The following is a 21,912-nucleotide window of genomic DNA, read 5'->3' on the forward strand; positions in this document are numbered from 1 at the left end:
CTTGAGGAGACTGTCAGTCAGGTGGCGTAGAATTGCAGTAATTGCCAGGATTTGGCGCCAAATAGGCCGCTTTGGGCTCAAAATTGGCGTTTCGGCCACGCACGGCATCAGCGCCGATTCGTGTCAGCCGAGGGCTTTATGCCCCCTTTTTTGGATGAGATTGCCGTCCAAAAGAGGGACCGAGTTTATTTCAAAGCTCAAATCCGTCAAAATAGCGTCTTTTGATGGTTTTTGGCTTAAGCCGGGGGATGCTCTGTGCCGCCCAAGTTCGACTTTGCCCATACTACCCAGCTCGATAATATCGAGCTGCTGACGTCCCGCCCCAGTCGCTTCGATTTCGATGCGGGCGATGGGTTGCACCTGGTAGTCGAGGCGCATGCGCCTGGTGTTTTTCGCCTGCGCTGCGGCGAGGCGAACCACCTGAATGATGACAAGCCCAGTGCGCGTGCGCGCGCTGTGGCCGAGATGCTGCTCGCCCGCCAAGAGGCCGTGGGCGAAGCCGCCATTGCTCCCCGCGAAGGGGGCGACGGTTGGCGCATCACACAGGGCGATGTTGCCCTGGAAATCCAATCGAACCCTGTGCGCGTTGCGATCTATCGCAACGAAGAACGGGTGTTCGAATCCGAGGTTTCCGCGCATACGCCCGCATTCGGGCATAACGCGCTGGACCAGGACGACAGCGCGGTCTGGACGGCGGGGTTCACCCTGCAGGCCGACGAGCGCGTGTTCGGCCTGGGCGAAACCCCGGGCGATCTGAACCGCCGCGAAGAATCGGTCGTTTCCGATGACCCCGAGCACCGCGCCTTGCCGTTGGCATGGAGCCCGCGAGGCTGGGGTGTCTATGTGAACACGATGCGCCGCATTGAACATTCGGTGGGCGTCGCGCCTGCGGATTCGGCCTACGTGCTGACCGTGGACGACGCCGTGCTGGACTTGTTCCTGTTCGCCGGCGAACCCGCTGAAATCCTGAACCAGTACACCGCACTGACCGGCCGAGCCGGCCAGCCCGTGTTGTGGGCGATGGGCGCGTGGCTGCAACAGGCCGCAGGCGAAATGCCCACGCAGACGGTGGCCTTGGTGGCCCGCATGCGCGAAAACCAGATTCCGGTTGACGCCGTGACGCTGGCGCAGCCGGCGGCCTGGGGCTTTCAGGCAGACAAGGCGGTGTTCGAATGGGACGCTCAGCGTTTCCCGGACGCCAAGCAGATGCTGGCCCTGTTCCACAAGCACAACGTGCACGTCGCGGCCTCCGGTTTCCCCGGCGTGCTGAAGACCAGCCCACTGTTCGAAGAACTGGAAGACCGTGGCTGGCTGCTGGCCAAGGACGACGGTTCCGCGCAGGTGTTTGACGGCAACGCCGCCACGTCGGGCCAGCCTTACGGCCTGCTCGACCTGACGTATCGCGACATCTACAACCTGTGGGTTGAGCGCCATCGCCAATTGGTGGATGACGGCCTGGACGCGCCCGCGTGCGACGCCCAGATCGCCATTCCCGATGGGGTCACCGCCCGCAACGGCGAAACCGGCCCCGCGCTGCGCAGCATGTATCCGCTGCTGGTGCGCCGTGCCTTGTTTGACGCCGTCGCCGGCCTGAAAGTCCCGCCGGAAGGCGTGGTGCCCAGCGCTGACCTGTTCCCCGCCGCGCAACGCCTGCCGTGGCAGGTGGGGCCGCAGGCTGAAAACACCTGGGACGGCTTGCGCCATACCTTGCGTACCGCCTTGTCGATTGGCGCCAGCGGCCTGCCCGTGCAGGTGCATGGCATCGGTTCGGCCTCGCGCGACCGCTCGGGCATGACGTCCGAGCTGTACCTGCGCTGGCTGACGGTGGGCGTGTTCTCGGCAAACTTCTCGTTCCAGGGTGTTGAAGGCTTGATGCCTTGGGACTTCGGCGAAGAAACGCTGGCGCAAGCCCGTACCTGGATGCAATGGCGCTATCGCCTGGTGCCCTATGTGTTGGGCGCCATCGAAGATTCGGCCCGCACCGGTTTGCCCGTGCAGCGTTCCATGGCCCTGTCGTTCCCGAACGATCCGCATGCCCACGAATGGGACTTGCAATACCTGCTGGGCCCGGCCCTGCTGGTGGCGCCGGTCACCGAACCGGGCAAGCAGGTGCGCGTGTATCTGCCCAAGGGCGAAGCCTGGTGGGATCTGAACACGGGTCACCGCTATGAAGGCGGCACCACCTGGACGATCGACTGCGAGCTGGGCCAGTTCCCGGTTTTCGGCCGCGAAGGGCACATGCTCTGTCTGGGACCGGCCGCGCAGCATACGGGCGAGTTCAATTCGGCGCGCATTCTGGACGAAGTCTGGATGTTCGGCATGCCGGTGCATAACCCGGTCGTCATGCGCAACAAGATCCGCGTGATGCAAATGCAGGGCTCCAGCTACATCAAGGGTCTGGAAGGGCTGCGGATTTCGCCGTCCGAAGGCCTTGAGGTCAAGCGCCGGGGCGCGGAAGTCCGCATCTCGCGCGCTCGCTGACAACGACGTGGCCGGTTGACCGGCCACCGTTATAAAAGGGGCAGTCAGGAAGGCTTTCCTTCTTGACTGCCCTTTGCGCCTTTTTGGTTGCCGCCAGATCGCAGCAGGGGTCATAGGCGCCGTCGGGGACGCCGCAAGGCGATGACGGCGCACTATATTACTTATAGTTATTAAAAATGGAAAAAACGGTCGTTCTCTTTAGAAGAGAAAAGATACAAAATCGCTTGCCATGATTCACATCGAGAACCTATCCAAGACCTATGCCACGCCGCATGGACAATTCCAGGCGCTGCGAGGCATCAACCTGCACATCGAGCAGGGCGAGGTCTTCGGCATCATCGGCCCCAGCGGGGCCGGTAAAAGCACGCTGGTCCAGTGCATCAATTTGCTGGAGCGCCCCAACGAAGGCACGATCGCCATCGGCGGGCAGCAGCTCACTGGCCTGAACGAAGCGCAGCTGCGAGCCCAGCGCCGCCGCATCGGCATGGTGTTCCAGGGCTTCAACCTGCTGGCGCGCCGCACGGTCTACGGCAACGTGGCCTTGCCGCTGGAAATCGCCGGCGTGGCCAAGGCCGAGATCCCGGCGCGCGTCGAACGCCTGCTGGCGTTGGTGGGCCTGGAGCATCTGCGCGACCGTTATCCCAGCCAGATCAGTGGCGGCCAGAAGCAGCGCGTGGGCATTGCGCGCGCGTTGGCCAACAACCCGGACGTGCTGCTCAGCGATGAAGCCACGTCCGCGCTGGACCCGGAAACCACGCACAACATCCTGGCGCTTCTGCGCGACATCAACCGCAAGACGGGTGTGACGGTCGTCATGATCACGCACCAGATGGAAGTGGTGCGCGAAGTCTGCGACCGCGTCGCCGTCTTGTCGCAAGGCGAAGTGGTGGAAGTTGGCAGCACGCGCGAAGTGTTCGCGCAGCCGCGCCACGAAGTGACGCGCGGCATGGTGTCGGCCGCTACCGCGTCCGACCTGACCGACGCCACGTTGGCCGCCGTGAAGGAACGCATCGCCACGCTGGCCGCCGCCAAGCAGGGCCAGGCCGTGCGCCTGTTGCGCCTGTCCTTGACCGGCACCGATGCGTCGGGCTCGTTCCTGTCCGACCTGGCCAAGCAGTTTTCGTTGGACGTGGGCCTGGTGCAGGCCCGCGTTGAAGATATCCAGGGCGTGGCCGTGGGCACGATGTTCGTGCTGGCCCAAGGCGCGCCCGCCGCGGTCAAGGACGCGATTGCCGCGTTGGCCGCCCGTGACATTACCGTTGAAGAAATAGCTCATGAGTCCGCAACTGATCGACCTGCTTATTACGTCGCTGCTTGACACCTTGTTGATGGTGGGTGTGGCCAGCGCCATCGCGGTGGTCATCGGCATTCCGCTGGGCGTGACGCTCACCGTGACCGCGCGCGGCAACATGCTGGAGAACCAGCCCGTCAACCACGTGCTGGGCGCCATCATCAACGCCACGCGTTCGGTGCCGTTCGTGATCCTGATGGTTGCCATCATCCCGTTCACGCGCCTGGTTGCGCAGACCTCCATCGGCACCACGGCCGCCATCGTGCCGCTGTCGGTGGCCGCGATTCCGTTCATGGCCCGCATTGCGGAAAACGCCATGCGCGAAGTGGACCCGGGGCTGATCACCGCGGCGCGCGCCATGGGCGCATCGCCGATGCAGATCATCATGAAGGTGCTGCTGCCCGAAGCCTTGCCCGGCCTGATCGCCGCCACCATCGTTACCGTGGTCAGCCTGATCGGCTATTCGGCCATGGCCGGCGCCATCGGCGGCGGCGGCTTGGGTGACCTGGCCATCCGCTACGGCTATCAACGCTTCCAATCGGACGTCATGGCTGCGGTCGTGATCGTGCTGATCGTATTGGTCCAGGCGATCCAAAGCCTTGGCGACCGCTTCGTGCGCCGCATGTCGCATCGCTGATTACTAAGACGCCCATTCTTTCTTCTCTCTACTTCCGTTATTCGGGAACTCGCATCATGAGCATCAAGGTTTTGAAGTCGCTGGCCGCGTTCGCCCTGGGCGCCGCCCTTTTCGCCCAGCCCGCGCTGGCTCAGGACAAGCCGCTGAAGGTTGGCGTGACCGCCGGCCCGCACGCCCAGATCTTTGATGTGGTGAAGGCCGAAGCCGCCAAGCAGGGTCTGAATATCCAGATCATCGAATTCACCGACTACGTGCAGCCCAACGTTGCACTGGCCTCGGGCGACCTGGACGTCAACAGCTACCAGCACCAGCCGTACCTGGACAACGCCAACGCCGACCGCGGCTACAAGCTGGTCAGCATTGCCAAGACCGTGATTTTCCCCATCGGCATCTACAGCAAGAAGATCAAGTCGCTGGCTGAGCTGAAGGATGGCGCGCGCATCGCGCTGCCGAACGACCCGACCAACGGCGGCCGCGCCCTGTTGCTGCTGCAAGCCAATGGCCTGATCAAGCTGCGTCCGGAAGCCGGCCTGAAGGCCACGCCGATCGACGTCGTCGAGAACAAGAAGAAGCTGCGCTTCATTGAACTGGACGCCGCCCAACTGCCGCGTTCGCTGGACGACACCGACGCGTCGGCCATCAACACCAACTTCGCGCTGGAAGCCGGCCTGAACCCGACCAAGGACGCCATCGCCCAGGAATCGCCGGATTCGCCGTACGCCAACGTGCTGGTCGTGCGTGAAAAGGACAAGGACCGCCCCGAGCTCGCCAAGCTGGTCAGCATCTATCACAGCCCGGCCGTGAAGCAGTTCATCGAAACCAAGTACAAGGGCGCCGTGGTGGCCGCCTGGTAAGTCCAGGTTCACCCCAGCCCCAAGAACGGCCGCCTTGCGCGGCCGTTTTCCATGGACGATGAAGCGCGCACATTCGGAATGTTCATGGCGGATCTTCGTCAAACCTTTTGACAAGTTAAAAAAAATCCGCCATAATTTCTGGCTTCGGTCGGGCTGATAGCTCAGTCGGTAGAGCAGCGGACTTTTAATCCGTTGGTCGCGAGTTCGAGTCTCGCTCAGCCCACCACCCCCGCTTTTTGTTCAAGCGGAAAGAGAAACAAGCACCTGCGAGTGATCGCGGTGCTTTTTTTTCGTCTGTCGCGATTGCGTGGAAAAGACTGCGTAGAAAAGACTGCGTAGAAAAAGATTGCGTGAAAGGGATAGGGAGAAAGGGATAGGGATAAAGACGGGAACCCGCCCGGGATCACGAAGGCGTGCGTGCCGACGCATCTGCCAGCGCATGCAGGCTCAGCCCACACGTGCGCGCCCGTTCAGACAGCGATTCGCTTTGGGCCAGCGCCCGCCGGCTTTCTTCCAGCAGTACATCCAGCTGTTCCTGCAACGTAGACGCCATGGCCCACGCGCGTTCGGCGAAGCGGTCGGAGAATTGATCCACGCAGGTCTTGCAGATGGCGGCGCCGTTCTTCTCAAGCAGCGGCGCGCCTTGCGCCAGCGTCGATTGGCAAAACATACAGGCGAGGGCGCGGTTCATGAGGGGCGGCTCATCATCGGGTGGGCGGACGGCGCCGTGCGAAACGCGGCGCCTGCCCTTAGACAACGGCCTGGCGGGCCAACTCTTAAGTCAGCCACGCGCCCTAGGACGAACAGACTCGGACAAAAGGATGAACCCGCCTCGCGCCATGTGAGCCCGCGTAGGCGGTCCGCAACCCTCACGCAATGTCAACCCGCCTAGGCGACCCGCAACCCTCGCGCCATGTCAGCCCGCGTAGGCGGCCCGCAGCGCGACCGGGGCGGATTCTGCCGTGACGTCGATGATGGTTTCGGCAGGCACCTTGAAGAAGGCGGCGGTGGCGGCCAGGCGCTTGGCCTGATCTTCCAGCGAGGACGCCGCGGCGGCCGCTTCTTCCACCAGCGCGGCGTTCTGCTGGGTCACGTCATCCATCTGCGTGACGGCGCGGTTGATCTGGTCGATGCCAATGGATTGCTCGGTGGACGCCTCGGTGATCTCGGCCATGATCTGCGTCACGCGCTGCACCGAACTCACAATCTCCTGCATCGTCTCGCCGGCCTGGCGGACCTGTTCCGCGCCGCTGTCCACATTGCTGGTGGACTGTTCGATCAGGTCCTTGACCTCGCGCGCGGCCTGCGCGCTGCGCTGCGCCAACGACCGCACTTCGCCTGCCACCACGGCAAAACCCTTGCCCTGTTCACCCGCGCGGGCGGCCTCCACGGCGGCGTTCAGCGCCAGGATGTTGGTCTGGAACGCGATGCCATCAATCACCGACACGATTTCCGCGATACGGCGCGAGCTATCCGAAATGCGCGCCATGGTCTCCACGACCTGATGCACGGCGTCGCCGCCGCGCATGGCCACGCCACGGCTTTCGGCGGCCAGCGCGTTGGCCTGATGCGCGTGCTCGGTGTTCTGCTTCACTGCGGTGGCCAGCTCTTCCATGCTGGCCGCGGTTTCTTCCAGCGACGCGGCTTGCTCTTCGGTGCGCGAAGACAAGTTCGTGTTGCCCGACGAGATTTCCGCTGCGCCCGTGTTGATTTCATTCACGCTGCGGCGCACTTCCGCGACGGTGCGCGTCAGGCTGTCTTGCATGCGTTTGAGCGCGGCGAACAGCACGCCGATTTCGTTATCGGCGCCCACGGCCACGCGTTGGGTCAGGTCGCCCGACGCGATACGGTCAAAGTGCACGGCCGCGTCCTTCAGCGGCGACAGCACCTGGCGGCTGATGAAACGCCAGCATCCAATCGCCAGAATCAGCGCCAGGGCCAGCATGATGATGGTAGAGATTTCGGCCTGGTCGTAGCGCCGGTCCGAGGCGGTGTTGATCTCGACCGCGCGTTGTTCCGTGTGGTTCAGAAAGGCGGTGACGCGTTCTTCGAAGCGGGCGTCGGCGGCCCGGGCGTCTGCGACGGCGGTGACGTACTGCTCGGCCGATTGCTTTTGCAGCGCTTCGCCCAGCGAGTCAATGCTGCGCACATAGGCATTGAACGTGCCATCCAGATCCCCCGCCAGTTTGCGGCCGGCTTCCGACAATTTGGGCACGCGTTGGTAGACGCCGTAACGCTGGCGCGCATCGTTCAGGAACTTGGTTGCCTGATCCACGCTTGCCTGCGCCTGCGCGCCGCGGCCCGCCTGCACATCCAGATAGGCCGCCACCAGCGTGATGCGGGTGCGCAGCAACAGCACCTGGGTTTCATAAAGCGGGCGGGTCTGTTCCGTGGACACGCGGTTCAGATCGTCGACGGCCTCGTCGGCCGCCTTGGCGAACAACCAGCCCATGCTGGTGGCGCCGGCCAAGGCCACGACGAAAAGGGTCAGGACAGCTAGCAGTCCGGTTCGGATTTTCAGGTTCTTAAGCATGGCAAGGCTCCTGCAAAGGCCGACGGCGCAAGCGCCATTGGCCGAGATCTAGTGGTAAACCCGAGCCAAATGTAAGTTTGAATTACATATTTAACAATTGATCATTTTTCACTGGCCCGTTCTGGTTTCGGCAACGCCTGGATGCCAAGGGGCGGAAAGCCGCGCAGGGGCCGGCTGGAATCAGAACAGCGGCGGCGTGTCGCTGCGGATGAAGCGCAGGAAGCGATGGGCGGCGTCCGGCAAGGGGCGGGACACGTGGGTCTGTACCTGGATCTGGCCGCCATTGAGCAGGGCGTCGTCGACGGGGCGGCAGATCAGCCGGCCGCTATCGAGCTCTTGGGATGCCGATAGCCGTGCGCATAAGGTCACCGCATTGCCAGTCAACAAGTAGTTGTAGACCGCGTCGGGCAGGTTGGACGTGAAGGCGGGCGACAAGGTGATGTTGTACAGGCTGGACGTCATATCCAGCAGCCGGCGCAGCGCGCTGCCGCCTTCGGGAAGCGCCAGCGGATAGGCGGACAGTTGCGTCAGATGCAAGGCGTCGTGCACGGACAAAGGATGGCCCGGGCGCATCACGGCGACGATTTCGGCAGGGCGCGAGAAGATGACGGCGATATCTTTTTCGGCGGCATGGCTGTACGTGACGCCGATGTCCGCCTGCGCCGAGCGCACGCGTTCGGTGACCAGCCCCGCGTCCAGCACGGTCAGGTTGAATCGCACCGACGGATGTTCGGCCTGAAACGCGGCAAATTTTCGCGGCAAGGCCTGCGCCGCAAAACCATGCGCGCCAGCCACTTTCACCGTTTGTGTATAGCGGCCGTTTTGCCCGCCGATCTCGGCATAGGTGCGGGCCGCGTCGGCTTCCACCCGGCGCGCGTGGTCCGCCAGGATGCGGCCCACTTCGGTTACGCGCATCCCCTTCGGATGCCGTTCGAACAGCTGGTTCTGCAGCCGCTGCTCCAGGCCCGCAATCTGCCGGCTGACGGCGGAGCTGACCACGTTCAGGCGAGCCGCCGCGCCATTGACGGACCCGGTGTCGACGACGGTCAGAAAATAACGAAGCGCGGTGCTGTCGAATTGGAATCGCTTCATTGATGTGAATGCCGTAAATCTCAATGTCGAGTCCAGGCGGTTGGCAGCCGCAAAATAGCGCGCGTTTGGCGGATGGCGTTGGAATAGCCGCCCGCCACGGCGTCTCGTGAACGCGCAGGCCAACAGGTACGGACCAGGGAAGCGATGGCGGGTTGCGCCATGGATGGGCAGACAAGCGCCATCCGGAGAGTCCGGCGCGCCAGGATGCCCGCCCCAATCATGCAGGACAGGCGAATGTGCCAGAGGTGGAATTTATTCCAGCTCCGCCTTTTGCCACAATCGCAAATTTATCAATATTGCATTCTAATTTCGGCAATCACGTTATTACCGCGGCGCAATGGTGAATCGTAGTAGGCGTGCGCCAATGCAAAGCGCGCCCGAAGGCGCGCGGTAAAGAAACGGGTAGGAAGGCGGATCAATCCACAACGAAACCGCCGGGGCCGCTATGGCCCAGCAGTTCGCGTGCGCATTGCATCGCTTCGTTGGCAGTAGCGACCGCCAGGAACGGCATGCCGAATGCGCGAGCCATCTTTTCGCCGCGCTTGCGGATCTTGTCCAGCGCGTGCGGTTCACGTTCAACGGCAATGAACGCGCGGCAGCGCGCCTTCAAACGCGGCATGTTGGTGGTCTGCCATTCGACCATGGCCTTGCGGTCGTCGTGGCTGGCTTCCTGGCGCATGTCAGGCACGACCATGACGAAGGTCTGCGGATTGTCCACCAGCATTTCCATTTCGCGTATCCAGCTGGCCGAATATCCCGCGGGCGCGCCGCCGTGCTTGGCCGTCACGATGGGAAAGCGGGATAGGTCGTGGAAGAAAAACTGATCGCGGTTCATTCGAAATCTCCGTGAGGGATGACGGGCGCGCTGGGTTTGCAGCCGCACCCGCCGTAGAGCACCAGGCTGTACGAGTCCAGCGCGAAGCCACTGCGCTTGGCGATCTTTCGCACCAGTTGCGCCATGGCGGGATCGCTGGACTCCAGGATCTGCCCGCATTGCGTGCAGACCATGTGGTCGTGATGCCCCTTGTCATTGAGCTCGAACACGGTCGTGTGCGCGTCGAGCTGAGTACGTTTGAGCAGCCCGGCGTCTTCAAGTTGCGTGATGACGCGATAAACCGTCGCCAGGCCGATGCTGCTGTGGTCCGAGATCAGATTCCGGTAGACGTCCGCTGCGCTCATGTGCTGGTTCGCGCGCTGATAAAAGATGTCCAGAATCTTGATTCGAGGAAAAGTGGCTTTGATGCCGGCGTCGCGCAGCCGCGTGGTGTCCATATGATTTCTCCGTTCGGGGGGCTGATGCCCGACTGATGAGAATGATGTACATTTTCAAATGCTCCCGCTAACGGGAACCCGTCAACCTGTAGCTCAAACCTGCCAACCATGCTTCACGTGGCCGTCGCGCCCGCCCAGCCCAACGTCCTGCTGACCTCATTCAGCGTGCACGGGCGGCGGGAATCCAAAGGCATTGCCGTGCCCTCGCATGTTCATGACGAGGGCATGCTGGTGTTGGTGCATGAAGGCTTGGTCGTGGTGCAGGCGGGCGCGGAAGTCTGGACGGTGATGCCGGGCAGCCTGGGCTGGATTCCGCCCGGCACGCAGCATGGCGCAAGATGGTTTGGCGATGCGCGCGGTTCCTTCCTGTACGTGCGGGCCGATGCCTGCCATCGCCTGCCGCCACATTGCCGTTCATGGCCGTCATCCAAACTGATCGAAGCGCTGATCGACCGATTCGTCAGTGAGCAGGCTGGGGAATTGTCGGAAAGCTATCTTGCGCAGTTGTTCGACGTGCTGCTGGAAGAGATCAAGCAGCGCGAGCATGCGCCGCTGTTGCTGCCGATGCCCACCGATCCGCGCTTGCAGGATCTGGCCAACACGCTGCTGGGCCAGCCTGACGATACGGCAGGCATTGAGGAATGGGCGCAGCGTTTGAATATGTCGTCACGCACGCTGATGCGACGCTTCCGGCAGGAAACCGGTGTGACGCTTGGGCAGTGGCGCCAGCAGGCGCGTTTGCTGCGCGCGCTGGAAATCCTGTGCCGTGGCGGTTCCGTGACCGAAGCCGCGCTGTCGGTGGGCTACGAAAGCACCAGCGCCTTCATCGGCAGTTTCCGCAGCGCGTTTGGCGCAACGCCCACCCGCTACCTGGCCGACCGCGACTAGCCGCCACTTTTAGCGCCGGTGCCGCAGCGCTGCGTCTGCCGCTCCTTGTTCTGCCGCTCCTGGGTCTGCCTCTTCGTCTTGCGCAGCGCTTTTGCCGTCGGGCTGCCGCCTTTACACGTCTTCACTTTTCTCCGACATTTTTGCGGATCTTCATGCGAGCCGCCTCCCTAGTATGGCGTCCGGGGGTGGATCGCTGTTGTCGTCCACCCAAGATGCTTTTGGGGTGTGACATGGATGACCTGCTGAGCCCGCTGCGCACCGGCGCGCTGCTCATACATGGGCTGGGCGGTACGGAATTCGATATGGGCGGACTGCACAAAGTGCTGGCGCGCGCGGGCATCGACACGCATGGCGTGACCTTGCCCGGCCACGCGGGCCGGCCGGAAGACCTGCTGGATGTGCGGGTGGAAGACTGGATGGATGTCGTCACGCAGCGCTACCGCGAACTTGCCGCGCAGTACGACGTGCTGCACGTGATCGGCATGTGCCTGGGCGCGCTGCTGGCCGTGGAGCTGTGCAAGCGTGAATCGCATACGCGCGGCGCGTTGGTGGTGCTGTCGGCGCCGGTATTTCTGGATGGATGGAGCACGCCCTGGTATCGCGGCCTGCGCTATCTGCTGTATCGCGTGCCGGGCGTGCCGCGCCGGATTCGGGTGCAGGAAGAAGACCCATATGGCGTGAAGAGCGAGTTGGTGCGCGCCTTCATCAAGGCGGGGTTCGCGCGGGGTGACGGCTTTCACTATCAATGGGTGCCGCTGGCCTGCGTGCGGCAAGTGGACCGCCTGCGCGGGATGGTGCAGCGTGGCCTGGACACGCTGCGTTGCCCGACGCTGATCATGCACGCTGAAGAAGATGAGCTGACGAGTCCGCGCTCGGCCCGCTTTCTGGGCGACCGCATTCCGGGCGCGGCAGTCGTGCTGCTGCAAGACAGCTATCACATGATCTGCGTCGACCACGAGCGCGAACGGGTCATGCGCAGCGTGCTGGCGTTTGTGGGCAAAGACCCCGAGCTGGTCAGAACGCGCAAGCGGCCGTTGGCGCGATCAACGGCATCACCACACGCGCTGGCGTCACAGGCGGCCTGACAAGCGGCAATCAACGCGGCATTCAAAGCGGCATTCAAAGCGGCAATCAAAGCGGCATTCAAAGCGGCATTCAAAGCGGCATTCAAAGCGGAATCCCAAGCGGAATCCCAAGCGGCTCAGGCCGCGGCGGGCTGATTCGGATGCAGCGGGCCTTGCGGATCGTTTTCCGCATCCGGCCGCGGCGCCACGGGCGGCAAGCCGAGTCCGGCGCGCAGGCGTTGGCAATCGGGGTTGGGCGAACCATCCGGCATCCAGATGTCGAATTCACGGCACGGTGTGGGCCGGTTTTCGTAGATGGCGCAGTGGATGCCCGGCTGACCCAGTTCGCCGCGCAGCGAGATGCAGCGCCCGCCGCCCATTTCCGTACCCTTCATACAGGCGCGCAATGGACTCATCTGCGTGACGAGTTCCACGGGCACCTGGCCGCCGTTTTCGCCCGCCAGTTCGCCGCAATAGAACGACACCCTGAAATGCGAACAGCATGCGCCGCAGTCCAGGCAGGGGTTGGCGTTCGGATCGTCACCGGCCAGGACGGCGGGGGAGACGAAGGTGAGGACAGCGGTCTCTAGCAGGGACATGGGTCGGGAGTTCGAAAGTCTGCCCCTGCCCGGTGCCCACGCAAAACGGGCTTGCGTGGTTGCAAGCCCGTTGACGGGTCCGGAGCGCGCGCGCAGAGGGCCGGCGCGGGATCAGGGCTGCAAATAATAGCTGGATTCGAACTGCGGTCGCTACGACTTTTTTCGGGGACGTTGCTGCGGTAGCATCGGTAGCCTGATTGCCGCCTGGAGCTCTGCCTTGAACGCCAAAACCGAATTTCCCGATGGGCTTGCCCGTTGCGGCTGGGTGGATACATCCGCCGAATACATGGCCTATCACGACACCGAATGGGGCCGCCCGCAAGGCGATGACCGCGCCCTGTTCGAACAACTCTGCCTGGAAGGTTTTCAGTCGGGGCTCAGCTGGCGCACCATCCTGAACAAGCGCGAGGCCTTCCGCCGCGGCTTCGCCAATTTCGAACCCGCCAAGATGGCCAAGTTTGGCGAAAAGCAGGTGCTGGCCTTGCTGGCTGACGCCGGCATCGTGCGCCATCGCGGCAAGATCGAAGCCGTGATCAACAACGCGGCCCGCGCGCTGGAAATGATCGACAAGGAAGGGTCCTTGGCCGCGTTCTTCTGGCGCTACGAAGCCCCGAAAGGGGCGCCGTCCACGTTGGGCGCGTCTACGTCAGAACAGTCCATCGCCTTGTCCAAGGCGCTGAAAAAACTAGGCTGGAAGTTCGTTGGGCCGACCACCGTCTATGCGTTCATGCAGTCAGTCGGCATGGTGAATGACCACAGCCCGCAGTGCCATTGCCACGCGCTAAGCGACAAGGCTCGCAAGGGCTTCAAACGGCCCACGTAGTTATTCGGCTTTCTCTGCGCTGCCCGGCAGGCTGTAGCGGCCTTCGCGGTACGCCCAGCTGGGCCAGAGCGCGTGCGCCAGCGCTTCGGTGGCCAGTGCCGGGTTCAACGCCACGGGTGCGTAGTCTTCCGGCGCGGTGTAGCGGTACTGCACGGGCGTCTTGTTGGGGGCCAGCACCAGCAGCTCGTCTTCCTTCAGGTAGCCGTAGGTGCTGTCGTACTGCATGATGGCGCGCCCCGGCGTGCTGCGGGTCAGGTCGTGGCCGATCATCGGGTGCTCGGTGTCCACGCCAATCAACGACAGCAGGGTCGGGGGCAGGTCGATCTGGCTGATCAGGCGGTCATCGCGGCGCGCTTCAATGCCCGCGCCCAGGATCACAGCCGGAATATGGAAGTGGCGCACCGGCACCAGGCTGGCGCCGAACACGCGGGAATCATGGTCGGCCGCCACCAAAAATACGGTGTTCTCCCAATAGGGCGACGCCTTGGCGCGTTCAAAGAAACGGCCCAGCGCCCAATCGGCATACCGCACGGTGTTCTCTACCGTGGCGGGGTTGCCTTCCGTTTGGATGCGGCCAGCGGGGTATTCCCAGGGCGTATGGTTTGACACGCTGAACGCCAACGTGAAGGTGGGCTTGTCGCCATCTTCGCGCAGCAGGCGGTCCAGCTGGTTGAACATGTCTTCGTCCGACGCGCCCCAGGTGCCAACGAAAGCGGGGTCAACGAAGTCGGCGCGGTCAACAATCTGCTTGAAGCCATTGCCCAGGAAAAAGCCCTTCATATTGTCGAAGTGCGATTCCCCGCCATAGATAAAGCGCGAATGGTATCCGTGGCGGCCCAGCAGATCCGCCAGCGAGAAAAACCCGCGCTGTGAACGGGGCAGCTTCAAGACGGCTTGCGCGGGTGTGGGCAGGAAGCCCGTCACTACCGCTTCCAGTCCGCGCACCGAGCGCGTGCCGGTGGCGTACGCCCGCGTGAACGTCCAGGCGTCGCGCGCCAGCGCATCCAGTTCCGGCGTCAGGTTGGCGCCGCCCAAGCCGGCGCTGTACTGGGCGCCCAGGCTTTCTTCCAAAATGATCACCAGGTTCAACGGGCGTGCCGTTTTGCGTGTGGCGGGATGGTGGTGCAGGCTGGGGTAGTCGGGGTTGGACGGCGGGTTGGGCAGGCCGGCCTGCGCCAACACCAGGTCATGCATCTTGTCGTCGTCCATGCCGCCATAGACGTCGGACGCCGACTTCTCGTTCTTCATGCTGTAGATGGCGTAGAACACGTTGTAGAGCGAGTTCAAGGCCAGCGTGTTGAGCATGCCGTCAGAGCTGTACGCCACCGACGACGGGTTGATGGGGCGATGGCCCAGCGTGCCGCGTATGGCCAGGATGACCACGGCCAGAATGACAATGCTGGCGATCGGCATCTGCCACCAGGTCAATGGCGCGTCGGGTTGGGCGTGCCCGAACAGGTTGAAGGCGCCCCAGCCGATCAGCGCCAGCGCGCCGAAGCCGCCCACCAGCGCAAGCTTGTAGCCGCGCCACAGCATGCCGGACACTTCGCGCGGGTGCTTCAGGTATTCCACAAACAGGCGGTTGGGCCGGCTGTCGTATTCGATGATGAAGGGCGGCGAGGCCACTTCCAGAAAGGCCAGCAAGACAAAGGCAATCAGATACCAATAGCCCGCAATCGTTGCGGCAATGGGAAAGTGCCCCAGCAGCGGCGACAGCACGGCGGGCAGCGCGGCCAGCACGGCGATCTGATGCGCGTCGATTCGCAGTCCGCCCAGCAGCAGCGGGACCAAGCCGCCCGCATTGCGCACGCGTTGCCACTGCCAGGCGGCCAGCGCCAGGCGGCTTAGCGTCAGCAATGCAAATGCCGCCACCACGAAAATCAAAGTCGAATGCCGCATCGGGCCTCCAGGTTGTTCTTGCTATCCGGCCCGGTAGGGCGGAATCAATCGATCGGCATTGGAACAGTAGCCGCGTTGAAAATTCCGTGAAATTCCGCAGCCTGACCGCTATTTTGCCGTCCGCCGCCATTTCGCTTTGTAACTATCTGGCCTGGCGCCAGGCACGCTTCATGCTGCGCGAACCCTGAGCGGCGGTGCGTAGGGGCGCAGCCAGGGCCGAATGCGGGCGGAAAGATCCGCACACATTATGGGACCGGCAAGCGTAACCCTTGCGGTGAGCCGCGATACCCTTGCAGGTAACGAGGGCTGGCGGTCACAGGCTGGCCACAACGCCAAGGATAGTAACCATGACGCGCACAAGAAAAATAGCGATCGGGATTGTAGGCGGGCTTGCGCTGCTCGTGCTGGTGGCAGGGGTGGTGATCGCCACCTTTGATTGGAACCGCGCAAAACCCATGATCAACGAGCGCGCCAGCGCCGCCATCGGCCGGCCCTTCGCCATCAACGGCGACTTGAGCGTCAAGTGGGAGCGCGAACCGGCCGAAGGCGGATGGCGCGCCTGGGTGCCATGGCCGCACGTCATCGCCAACGATATCTCGGTAGGCAATGCGCCGTGGGCCAAAGCGCCGAACTTCGCCACGCTCAAGCGCGGCGAGTTCAGCCTGGCGCCGCTGCCGCTATTGCGCCAGCGCGTCGTCATCCGAAAGATCCAGCTGACCGAACCTGCCGCCGACCTCGAACGGCTGGCCGACGGCCGCGCCAATTGGGTCTTCACCCTGCCCGAGACAGGCGAGCCTTCGCCCTGGGTGCTGGACATCAACGAAATCGGTTTCGACAAGGGACGCGTGGGCTATGTCGATGAAGTCCTGAAGGCCGACCTGACCGTGCTGGTCGACCCGCTGGGCAAACCCGTGCCTTTCGCGGACGTGGCCGGCGCCGCCTTCGTGCCGCAAGACGGCAAAGCGCCCGCGCCGCGCGACTACGTGTTCGGCTGGAATGTGGAAGGCAAATTCAAGGGCCTGCCCACCAAGGGCGAAGGCAAGGTGGGCGGCATGCTGGCCTTGCAAGACGCCAGCCAGCCTTTCCCCGTGCAGGCCGACGTGTCCATCGGCGGCACGCGTGCGGCAGTGACGGGCACCTTGACCGACCCGGTCAATCTGGGCGCGCTGGATCTGCGCCTGAAGTTGTCGGGCGCATCGATGGCGCAGCTGTATCCGCTGACAGGTGTGACCTTGCCAGACACGCCGCCGTATTCCACGGACGGCCACCTGATCGCCAAACTCCATCATCCCGGCGGCGCGGTGTTTGAATACAAGGACTTCAACGGCAAAGTCGGCAATAGCGATCTGCATGGCGACATCACGTTCGCGCTGGGCGCACCGCGCCCGAAGCTCACGGGCAAGCTGTCGTCCAAACAGCTGCGCATGGTGGACCTGGGGCCGCTGATCGGTGTGCCCGCAGGCGGCACGGCGGCCGCGCCCGCCGACAAGTCCAAGGACGCGCCGGCCAAACCCAAGGGCGGCAAGGTGTTGCCGACCCAGGCCTTCCGCACCGACCGCTGGCGCGACATGGACGCCGACGTTGCACTCGATGCCGGCCGCATCATCCACGACAGCAAGCTGCCCTTGTCCGACTTGTCCGTGCATGTGGTCTTGCAAGACGGCAAGCTGACGCTGGACCCGTTCCGCTTCGGCATCGCGGGCGGCAACATCAACGGCACTATCAAATTGGACGGCGCCACCGAGACGATGAACGGCCAGGTGGATCTGCATGCCCGCCGCCTGCGCCTGAAGCAGCTGTTCCCGGCAACCGAAGCCATGCAGAAAACGCTGGGCGAGTTGAACGGCGACCTGGCCGTCAGCGGCACGGGCAATTCGGTGGCCGCGTTGTTGGGCACCGCCACGGGCGACGTGAAGATGCTGGTGAACGACGGCGTCATCAGCCGCAGCCTGATGGAAATCGCGGGCCTGAATGTGGGCAATTACGTGGTGTCCAAGCTGTTTGGCGACGACGAGGTCAACATCAATTGCGGTGCGGCCGACCTGGAAATGAAGAAGGGCGTGGTGACGCCGCGCGTGTTCGTGTTTGATACCGAAAACGCGCTGATCACCATTACCGGCACGGCCGACTTCAAGAACGAAACCGTGGACATGGACATCACGCCGGACAGCAAGGGCTTTCGCATCTTTTCGCTGCGCTCGCCGTTGTACGTGCGCGGCACCTTCGGTTCGCCGGACGTGGGCGTGCATGTGCTGCCGCTGGCGGCGCGCGGGGCGGGGGCGGTGGCGTTGGGTGTGCTGTTGACGCCCGCTGCCGGTTTGCTGGCGCTGATTGCGCCCAGCACGAACGACGAGAACGCGTGCGGCCCCTTGCTTGAGCAGATGCGCAAACCGCCCAAGGCGCCGGCGCCTCCGGCTGCGAAGGGCAAGTAGGGGGCGTTCAGTTTCAGCCGGGCGACGCCCGGCGCGCGCCGTCTGGGGTGTCGTTGTCGGCCACGCAGACGGCGTTGCGGCCGTGATTCTTGGCGTAGTAGAGCGCCTGGTCTGCACGCTGGTACACGGCGTCCAGCGTCGCGCCGTGGTCGGGATAGCGCGCCACGCCGACCGATACGGTAATGGGTGACCCAATCACGCCAGGCGGATCTTGTGCCGCCAGTCGCTGGCGCAGGCGTTCCGCGGCGGTGACGGCGGCGGCCAGCGGCACGCCTGGCATCAGCATGACAAATTCCTCACCGCCCGCGCGAGCCAGCGTGTCGCCGCTGCGCGAGCTGTCGTTCATTACCATCGCCAACGCTTGCAAGGCGTGGTCGCCCGCCGTGTGGCCGTAGCGGTCGTTGATGCTCTTGAAGTGGTCGATGTCGATGACGAGCAGCGCCACTGGCGCTTCGTCGGCCTGCAAGAGCGCCAGCGCTTCGTCCAGGCCGCGCCGGTTCAGCAGGCCGGTCAGCGTGTCGGTCGTGGTCTCGCGGCGCAGATCGCGAATCTTGTGATGCATCGACGCCAGCCCCATCAGCAGCCCGCGTCTGAGCTGCGCCGCTTCGAAATACCAGGAACGCACGTTGCGGATGCGCTCCGCGGAATCCGGGTCCTGCATGTGCCGCGCAATGCCCGCCAGTTCGCCCAGCGGCCGCGCAATCCAGCGCGACAGCAGCCAGATCGACGCCACCGCCAGCAGCAGCAGCGGCAGCGTATTGCGGGCCGTGGCCATGAGCAGGTCGCTCAGCGGTTGCAGCGTGCTGTCCACCGGGCGCTGCGCGATGATGCTCCAGCCGGTGCTGGCCACCGGCGCGTAACCCGCCAGCATGTCGCGGCCATGTTCGTCCGTGAAACGCTTCTCTCCGGTTTCGCCGCGGCGGGCGGCGGAGAATATCTCGTCGTCGGGGGCGGTCTGGCCCAGCAGGCTGCGGTCGGGGTGATAGATCAGTGTGCCGTTGCGGTCCACCACGTACAAAAATGAATCGTCGCGGTAGAAATGTTGGCCCAGCAGGCGGTCCAGCACATTGTCTTCGTGCAGATACAGCGTGCCGGCGATATAGCCCAGGTAGCGGTAATCGTGCGAGTAGATCGGGTGCGAATACAGAATCAGCCAGCGGCCATTGCTGGCCTTGAAGGGCTCGCTGATGATCGGCATCTTGGTGCGGATCGCGTCCTTCGACGCCTCGCTCGTCAGCTGTGCCCCCAGCAGCTCGGGGTACGACGACGACACCGCAATCACCTTGCCCTGCGGCGACACGACCACGCTGGAATTGAAATGCCCCAACTGTTCCTGCTGGCGCCGTGTCTCATCGGCCATCAGGCTCGGATGCGCTTCCATGTCGGACAGCACATCGGCGCTGTAAGACAGATAGCGAAGCACGTCGCCCAGGAACACATTCGTGGTGGTCGCCAGCTTGGACGCGTAGGCGCGGTTGACCTCAAGGGCGTTGTGCAGCAGCAGATCGCGCTGCACCAGATAGCTGGCATGCAGGCCGCCCGCCACGACCAGGATGACCGACAGCAGGCTGATCCACAGGATAAGGCGCCGAAGGTCGATACGGAACATGACGATATCCGTCAGGAACGGGCGCTGCCCGGCGGAGCGCCGCCCGACGGAACGCCGCCCGGCGGAACGCCCGATGGCGGCCGGCTGCTGGTCAGTGCATCCCAGGCGCACATGGCTTGTCGCGCCACCGCCTGCAAGGTCTTGCGGCTGGCGCCGTCACGGGCTTGGATCGACATGCCGTGCAGCACGGTCGTGAAGAACGCCGCCAGGCTTTTCAAGTCAGCCCCCGCAGGCAGTTCGCCTTGCGCGACGCCCGCGGTCAGCCGGGCCAGGATGCGGCTTTGCATCTCGCGGCGGCTGTCGCAAAGAAAGCCGCCCACGCTCGCCTGGTTGACGCTGCCCGACGGCGCGCCCAGCACGATCATGCAGCCCGGCGGCAAGCCGGGGGCAGTGAAACGGTCTGCGGCGGCCAGCAGCATGTTTTGAATGCCGTCGCGTGCGGTCGCGCCAGCTTGCAGCGCGCGGCGCGACGAGCCGCCTTCGGTGTCGCGGTACAGCTCGACCGCTTCGCGGAATAGTCCTTCTTTTGAGCCGAATGCGCCGTAGAGGCTGGGCGAGTTGATACCCATCGCTTCCGTCAGATCGGTTAGCGATGCTCCTTCATATCCCTTCGACCAGAAAACCTCCATGGCCTTGTGCAAGGCCTGGGCCCGGTCGAAGTTCCGGGGACGCCCACGTTCTGCCATGCCCGTGATTTTACTCGTGTCGGCTATTTTGTGTTGATCGATAAAAAAATGATTGACGGATGAGATTTGCCGCTGCGATGATATTTGTACTGATCACTACAAATTAAGGATTGGCGATGGGCAATCTCAATGGAAAAGTCGCGTTCGTGACGGGCGGCAGCCGAGGCATTGGCGCGGCGATTGTGCGGCGGCTGGCAGCCGAGGGCGCTGATGTGGCGTTCACCTATGTCAGCGCGTCATCGGCGGCAACCGCGCAGGCGTTGGTGAACGAACTATCCGTAGACGGCCGCCGCGTGCGCGCCATCCAGGCGGATTCCGAAGATGCGCTGGCGGTGCGGCAAGCAGTGGAACAAGCGATCGAGGCCTTGGGGCCGGTGGACGTGCTGGTCAACAACGCGGGCATTTTCGTTGCCGGCCTGATCGGCGACACCAGCATGGATGACTACGAGCGCACGATGGACATCAACGTGCGTGCGCCTTTCGTCGCGATCCGCACCGCGCAGGCGTCCATGCCCGATGGCGGCCGCATCATCAACATCGGCAGCTGCCTGGCCGGCCGGGCAGGGCGCGCAGGCGTCGCGCTCTACGCCGCCAGCAAGTCCGCGTTGGTCGGCCTGACGCAGGGCTTGGCGCGCGACCTGGGCGCACGCGGCATCACGGTCAACGTGGTGCATCCCGGCCCGATCAACACCGACATGAATCCCGCAGACGGCGACCGCGCCGGCGAACTCGTGGCCGTGCTGTCCTTGCCGCACTATGGCGAAACCCGCGACATCGCAGGCATGGTCGCCTTCCTGGCCGGCCCAGACGGCCGCTATGTCACGGGCGCGAGCCTGTCGGTAGACGGGGGCTACGCGGCCTGATTGCGACCCCGGTAAAAGTTTTTTCGCACCCGACTTGCACAAACCAAAAAACCTACATATAATCTTGCTTCTTCGCACTACACACATAACGAAACGCAGACAACAACGACGGCAACGTCGGTGGTTCAAGCGGATTGAAATGAGTGGATTGCAGGGCTGTTAGCTCAGTTGGTAGAGCAGCGGACTCTTAATCCGTAGGTCGAGTGTTCGAGCCACTCACAGCCCACCAGAATTCTCAAGACGCCACCCAATCGGGTGGCGTTTTGCTTTGTGTCGTCAGTAACTTTGGGTCGTCAGTAAAAGCCCAACGCCATCAACCATATTCCAACTGATAAAAATTCTGGCTGGCGATCAGTGTCGCCCCGCATGACGTTCGCATGCCTTCAAGCGCGGTCTTGCGGTCTGAGCTGACGTTTTGCACGCCTTCGACGATGGTGTGGGTGTCGCCGCATTTGGGGCAGGTGACGCGGTCGCCGACGCGGGCCATGGGTTGGCCGAAGATGACGACGGTTTCATCGCCGGTCACGACGACGCCGCCGTGCGACGTCTTGTCGCCCTTGCGGATGACGGAGCGTTGGGACATGGGCGCGAGATATTTGTTTACAGATACGTGCCGTCCGGCGCGAGCCGGGCGGGGCCAACCACGAACGTGCCGTCGGGCGCCATGCGCACCGGGCCGCCGCTGCCTTTGTACGTGCCGTCGGGGGCGCGCTGGGGCGTGCCGGCCACGTAGGTGCCATCTGGCGCGCGGGTGATGGGGCCGTCTCCACCGACGTAAGTGCCGTCCGGCGCGCGGCGTGGCGTGCCAGAGATGAAGTGCCCGTCGGGCAACATACGGATCGATTTCGTCGTCATGAATGCTCCTTCGGTAGGAGCGCAAATCATAGCG

Annotated in this window: 21 protein-coding genes and 2 tRNA genes; 11 read left to right on the forward strand and 12 right to left on the reverse strand. The window is 63.7% G+C overall.

Annotation, left to right across the window (positions count from 1 at the left end; all coding sequences use genetic code 11):
- Positions 1 to 123: 123 nt before the first annotated feature.
- Positions 124 to 378, reverse strand: coding sequence for a hypothetical protein (locus tag AC1DSJ_RS22310; RefSeq protein WP_254600780.1), 255 nt, complete (start codon positions 376 to 378; stop codon positions 124 to 126).
- On the opposite strand from AC1DSJ_RS22310, the gene AC1DSJ_RS22315 reads away from it, so the two are divergent.
- The 5 genes from AC1DSJ_RS22315 (at position 301) to AC1DSJ_RS22335 (ending at position 5,489) form a co-directional block, all read left to right on the forward strand.
- Positions 301 to 2,481: a glycoside hydrolase family 31 protein gene (locus tag AC1DSJ_RS22315; RefSeq protein ID WP_342066877.1), complete on the forward strand. Its 2,181-nt coding sequence runs from the start codon at positions 301 to 303 to the stop codon at positions 2,479 to 2,481. The genes AC1DSJ_RS22310 and AC1DSJ_RS22315 overlap by 78 nt on opposite strands.
- Positions 2,482 to 2,710: 229 nt before the next feature.
- Positions 2,711 to 3,799, forward strand: a complete 1,089-nt coding sequence (locus tag AC1DSJ_RS22320; protein WP_054420485.1) for a methionine ABC transporter ATP-binding protein — start codon at positions 2,711 to 2,713, stop codon at positions 3,797 to 3,799.
- The gene (locus AC1DSJ_RS22325) at positions 3,756 to 4,409 is read left to right on the forward strand and encodes a methionine ABC transporter permease (protein ID WP_054420487.1); all 654 of its coding nucleotides are present in this window, start codon (positions 3,756 to 3,758) and stop codon (positions 4,407 to 4,409) included. Before AC1DSJ_RS22320 ends, AC1DSJ_RS22325 begins: the two co-directional genes overlap by 44 nt.
- Before the next feature lie 56 nt (positions 4,410 to 4,465).
- Positions 4,466 to 5,263 carry a MetQ/NlpA family ABC transporter substrate-binding protein gene (locus AC1DSJ_RS22330; RefSeq protein WP_441370490.1) on the forward strand — a complete coding sequence of 266 codons (798 nt, stop codon included), beginning with the start codon at positions 4,466 to 4,468 and terminating at the stop codon, positions 5,261 to 5,263.
- 150 nt (positions 5,264 to 5,413) lie between these two features.
- Positions 5,414 to 5,489: transfer RNA gene (locus AC1DSJ_RS22335), tRNA-Lys, on the forward strand.
- 177 nt (positions 5,490 to 5,666) lie between these two features.
- On the opposite strand, the gene AC1DSJ_RS22340 is transcribed toward AC1DSJ_RS22335, so the two are convergent.
- From AC1DSJ_RS22340 to AC1DSJ_RS22360, 5 genes are all read right to left on the reverse strand, one after another.
- Positions 5,667 to 5,954, reverse strand: coding sequence for a ClpX C4-type zinc finger protein (locus tag AC1DSJ_RS22340; RefSeq protein WP_054420490.1), 288 nt, complete (start codon positions 5,952 to 5,954; stop codon positions 5,667 to 5,669).
- A gap of 225 nt (positions 5,955 to 6,179) precedes the next feature.
- Positions 6,180 to 7,796 carry a methyl-accepting chemotaxis protein gene (locus tag AC1DSJ_RS22345; protein WP_441370491.1) on the reverse strand — a complete coding sequence of 539 codons (1,617 nt, stop codon included), beginning with the start codon at positions 7,794 to 7,796 and terminating at the stop codon, positions 6,180 to 6,182.
- A gap of 180 nt (positions 7,797 to 7,976) precedes the next feature.
- Complete coding sequence (locus AC1DSJ_RS22350) at positions 7,977 to 8,888, reverse strand: LysR family transcriptional regulator (protein WP_054420492.1); 912 nt, start codon at positions 8,886 to 8,888, stop codon at positions 7,977 to 7,979.
- A gap of 415 nt (positions 8,889 to 9,303) precedes the next feature.
- On the reverse strand, positions 9,304 to 9,723 hold the full coding sequence (locus tag AC1DSJ_RS22355) for a hypothetical protein (protein WP_054420493.1): 420 nt from the start codon (positions 9,721 to 9,723) through the stop codon (positions 9,304 to 9,306).
- Positions 9,720 to 10,160 (reverse strand): Fur family transcriptional regulator, encoded by a 441-nt coding sequence (locus tag AC1DSJ_RS22360; protein WP_054420494.1) that lies wholly within the window; start codon positions 10,158 to 10,160, stop codon positions 9,720 to 9,722. The genes AC1DSJ_RS22355 and AC1DSJ_RS22360 overlap by 4 nt, the downstream gene beginning before the upstream one ends.
- Before the next feature lie 108 nt (positions 10,161 to 10,268).
- On the opposite strand from AC1DSJ_RS22360, the gene AC1DSJ_RS22365 reads away from it, so the two are divergent.
- On the forward strand, positions 10,269 to 11,048 hold the full coding sequence (locus AC1DSJ_RS22365; protein WP_082386879.1) for a helix-turn-helix transcriptional regulator: 780 nt from the start codon (positions 10,269 to 10,271) through the stop codon (positions 11,046 to 11,048).
- Between the two features lie 242 nt (positions 11,049 to 11,290).
- Complete coding sequence (locus AC1DSJ_RS22370; protein WP_441370718.1) at positions 11,291 to 12,133, forward strand: alpha/beta hydrolase; 843 nt, start codon at positions 11,291 to 11,293, stop codon at positions 12,131 to 12,133.
- 116 nt (positions 12,134 to 12,249) lie between these two features.
- Here the strand turns inward: AC1DSJ_RS22370 and AC1DSJ_RS22375 are convergent, their stop codons facing one another.
- Positions 12,250 to 12,711 (reverse strand): YkgJ family cysteine cluster protein, encoded by a 462-nt coding sequence (locus AC1DSJ_RS22375; RefSeq protein WP_054420495.1) that lies wholly within the window; start codon positions 12,709 to 12,711, stop codon positions 12,250 to 12,252.
- A 217-nt stretch (positions 12,712 to 12,928) separates the two neighbouring features.
- Between AC1DSJ_RS22375 and AC1DSJ_RS22380 the strand changes: the two genes are divergently transcribed.
- The gene (locus AC1DSJ_RS22380) at positions 12,929 to 13,534 is read left to right on the forward strand and encodes a DNA-3-methyladenine glycosylase I (protein ID WP_054420496.1); all 606 of its coding nucleotides are present in this window, start codon (positions 12,929 to 12,931) and stop codon (positions 13,532 to 13,534) included.
- Here the strand turns inward: AC1DSJ_RS22380 and AC1DSJ_RS22385 are convergent, their stop codons facing one another.
- A complete protein-coding gene (locus AC1DSJ_RS22385) occupies positions 13,535 to 15,433 on the reverse strand; it encodes an LTA synthase family protein (RefSeq protein WP_054420497.1) in 1,899 nt (632 codons plus the stop codon). It lies immediately after the preceding gene.
- Positions 15,434 to 15,780: 347 nt separating this feature from the next.
- Between AC1DSJ_RS22385 and AC1DSJ_RS22390 the strand changes: the two genes are divergently transcribed.
- Positions 15,781 to 17,865, forward strand: coding sequence for an AsmA family protein (locus tag AC1DSJ_RS22390; RefSeq protein WP_054420498.1), 2,085 nt, complete (start codon positions 15,781 to 15,783; stop codon positions 17,863 to 17,865).
- 13 nt (positions 17,866 to 17,878) lie between these two features.
- On the opposite strand, the gene AC1DSJ_RS22395 is transcribed toward AC1DSJ_RS22390, so the two are convergent.
- Positions 17,879 to 19,474 (reverse strand): diguanylate cyclase, encoded by a 1,596-nt coding sequence (locus AC1DSJ_RS22395; protein WP_441370492.1) that lies wholly within the window; start codon positions 19,472 to 19,474, stop codon positions 17,879 to 17,881.
- A gap of 11 nt (positions 19,475 to 19,485) precedes the next feature.
- Positions 19,486 to 20,160 (reverse strand): TetR/AcrR family transcriptional regulator, encoded by a 675-nt coding sequence (locus AC1DSJ_RS22400; protein ID WP_346552255.1) that lies wholly within the window; start codon positions 20,158 to 20,160, stop codon positions 19,486 to 19,488.
- Positions 20,161 to 20,276: 116 nt separating this feature from the next.
- Here AC1DSJ_RS22400 and AC1DSJ_RS22405 point away from each other — a divergent pair, with 116 nt between their 5' ends.
- The gene (locus AC1DSJ_RS22405; protein WP_346552254.1) at positions 20,277 to 21,023 is read left to right on the forward strand and encodes a 3-oxoacyl-ACP reductase family protein; all 747 of its coding nucleotides are present in this window, start codon (positions 20,277 to 20,279) and stop codon (positions 21,021 to 21,023) included.
- Positions 21,024 to 21,176: 153 nt separating this feature from the next.
- Positions 21,177 to 21,252: transfer RNA gene (locus AC1DSJ_RS22410), tRNA-Lys, on the forward strand.
- An 84-nt stretch (positions 21,253 to 21,336) separates the two neighbouring features.
- Here the strand turns inward: AC1DSJ_RS22410 and AC1DSJ_RS22415 are convergent.
- Together AC1DSJ_RS22415 and AC1DSJ_RS22420 are read right to left on the reverse strand one after the other, a co-directional pair.
- On the reverse strand, positions 21,337 to 21,606 hold the full coding sequence (locus tag AC1DSJ_RS22415) for a PAAR domain-containing protein (protein ID WP_054420513.1): 270 nt from the start codon (positions 21,604 to 21,606) through the stop codon (positions 21,337 to 21,339).
- A gap of 17 nt (positions 21,607 to 21,623) precedes the next feature.
- Positions 21,624 to 21,878 carry a hypothetical protein gene (locus AC1DSJ_RS22420; RefSeq protein ID WP_054420514.1) on the reverse strand — a complete coding sequence of 85 codons (255 nt, stop codon included), beginning with the start codon at positions 21,876 to 21,878 and terminating at the stop codon, positions 21,624 to 21,626.
- Positions 21,879 to 21,912: the final 34 nt, after the last annotated feature.

Source organism: Achromobacter sp. 01N37 (assembly GCF_056399725.1).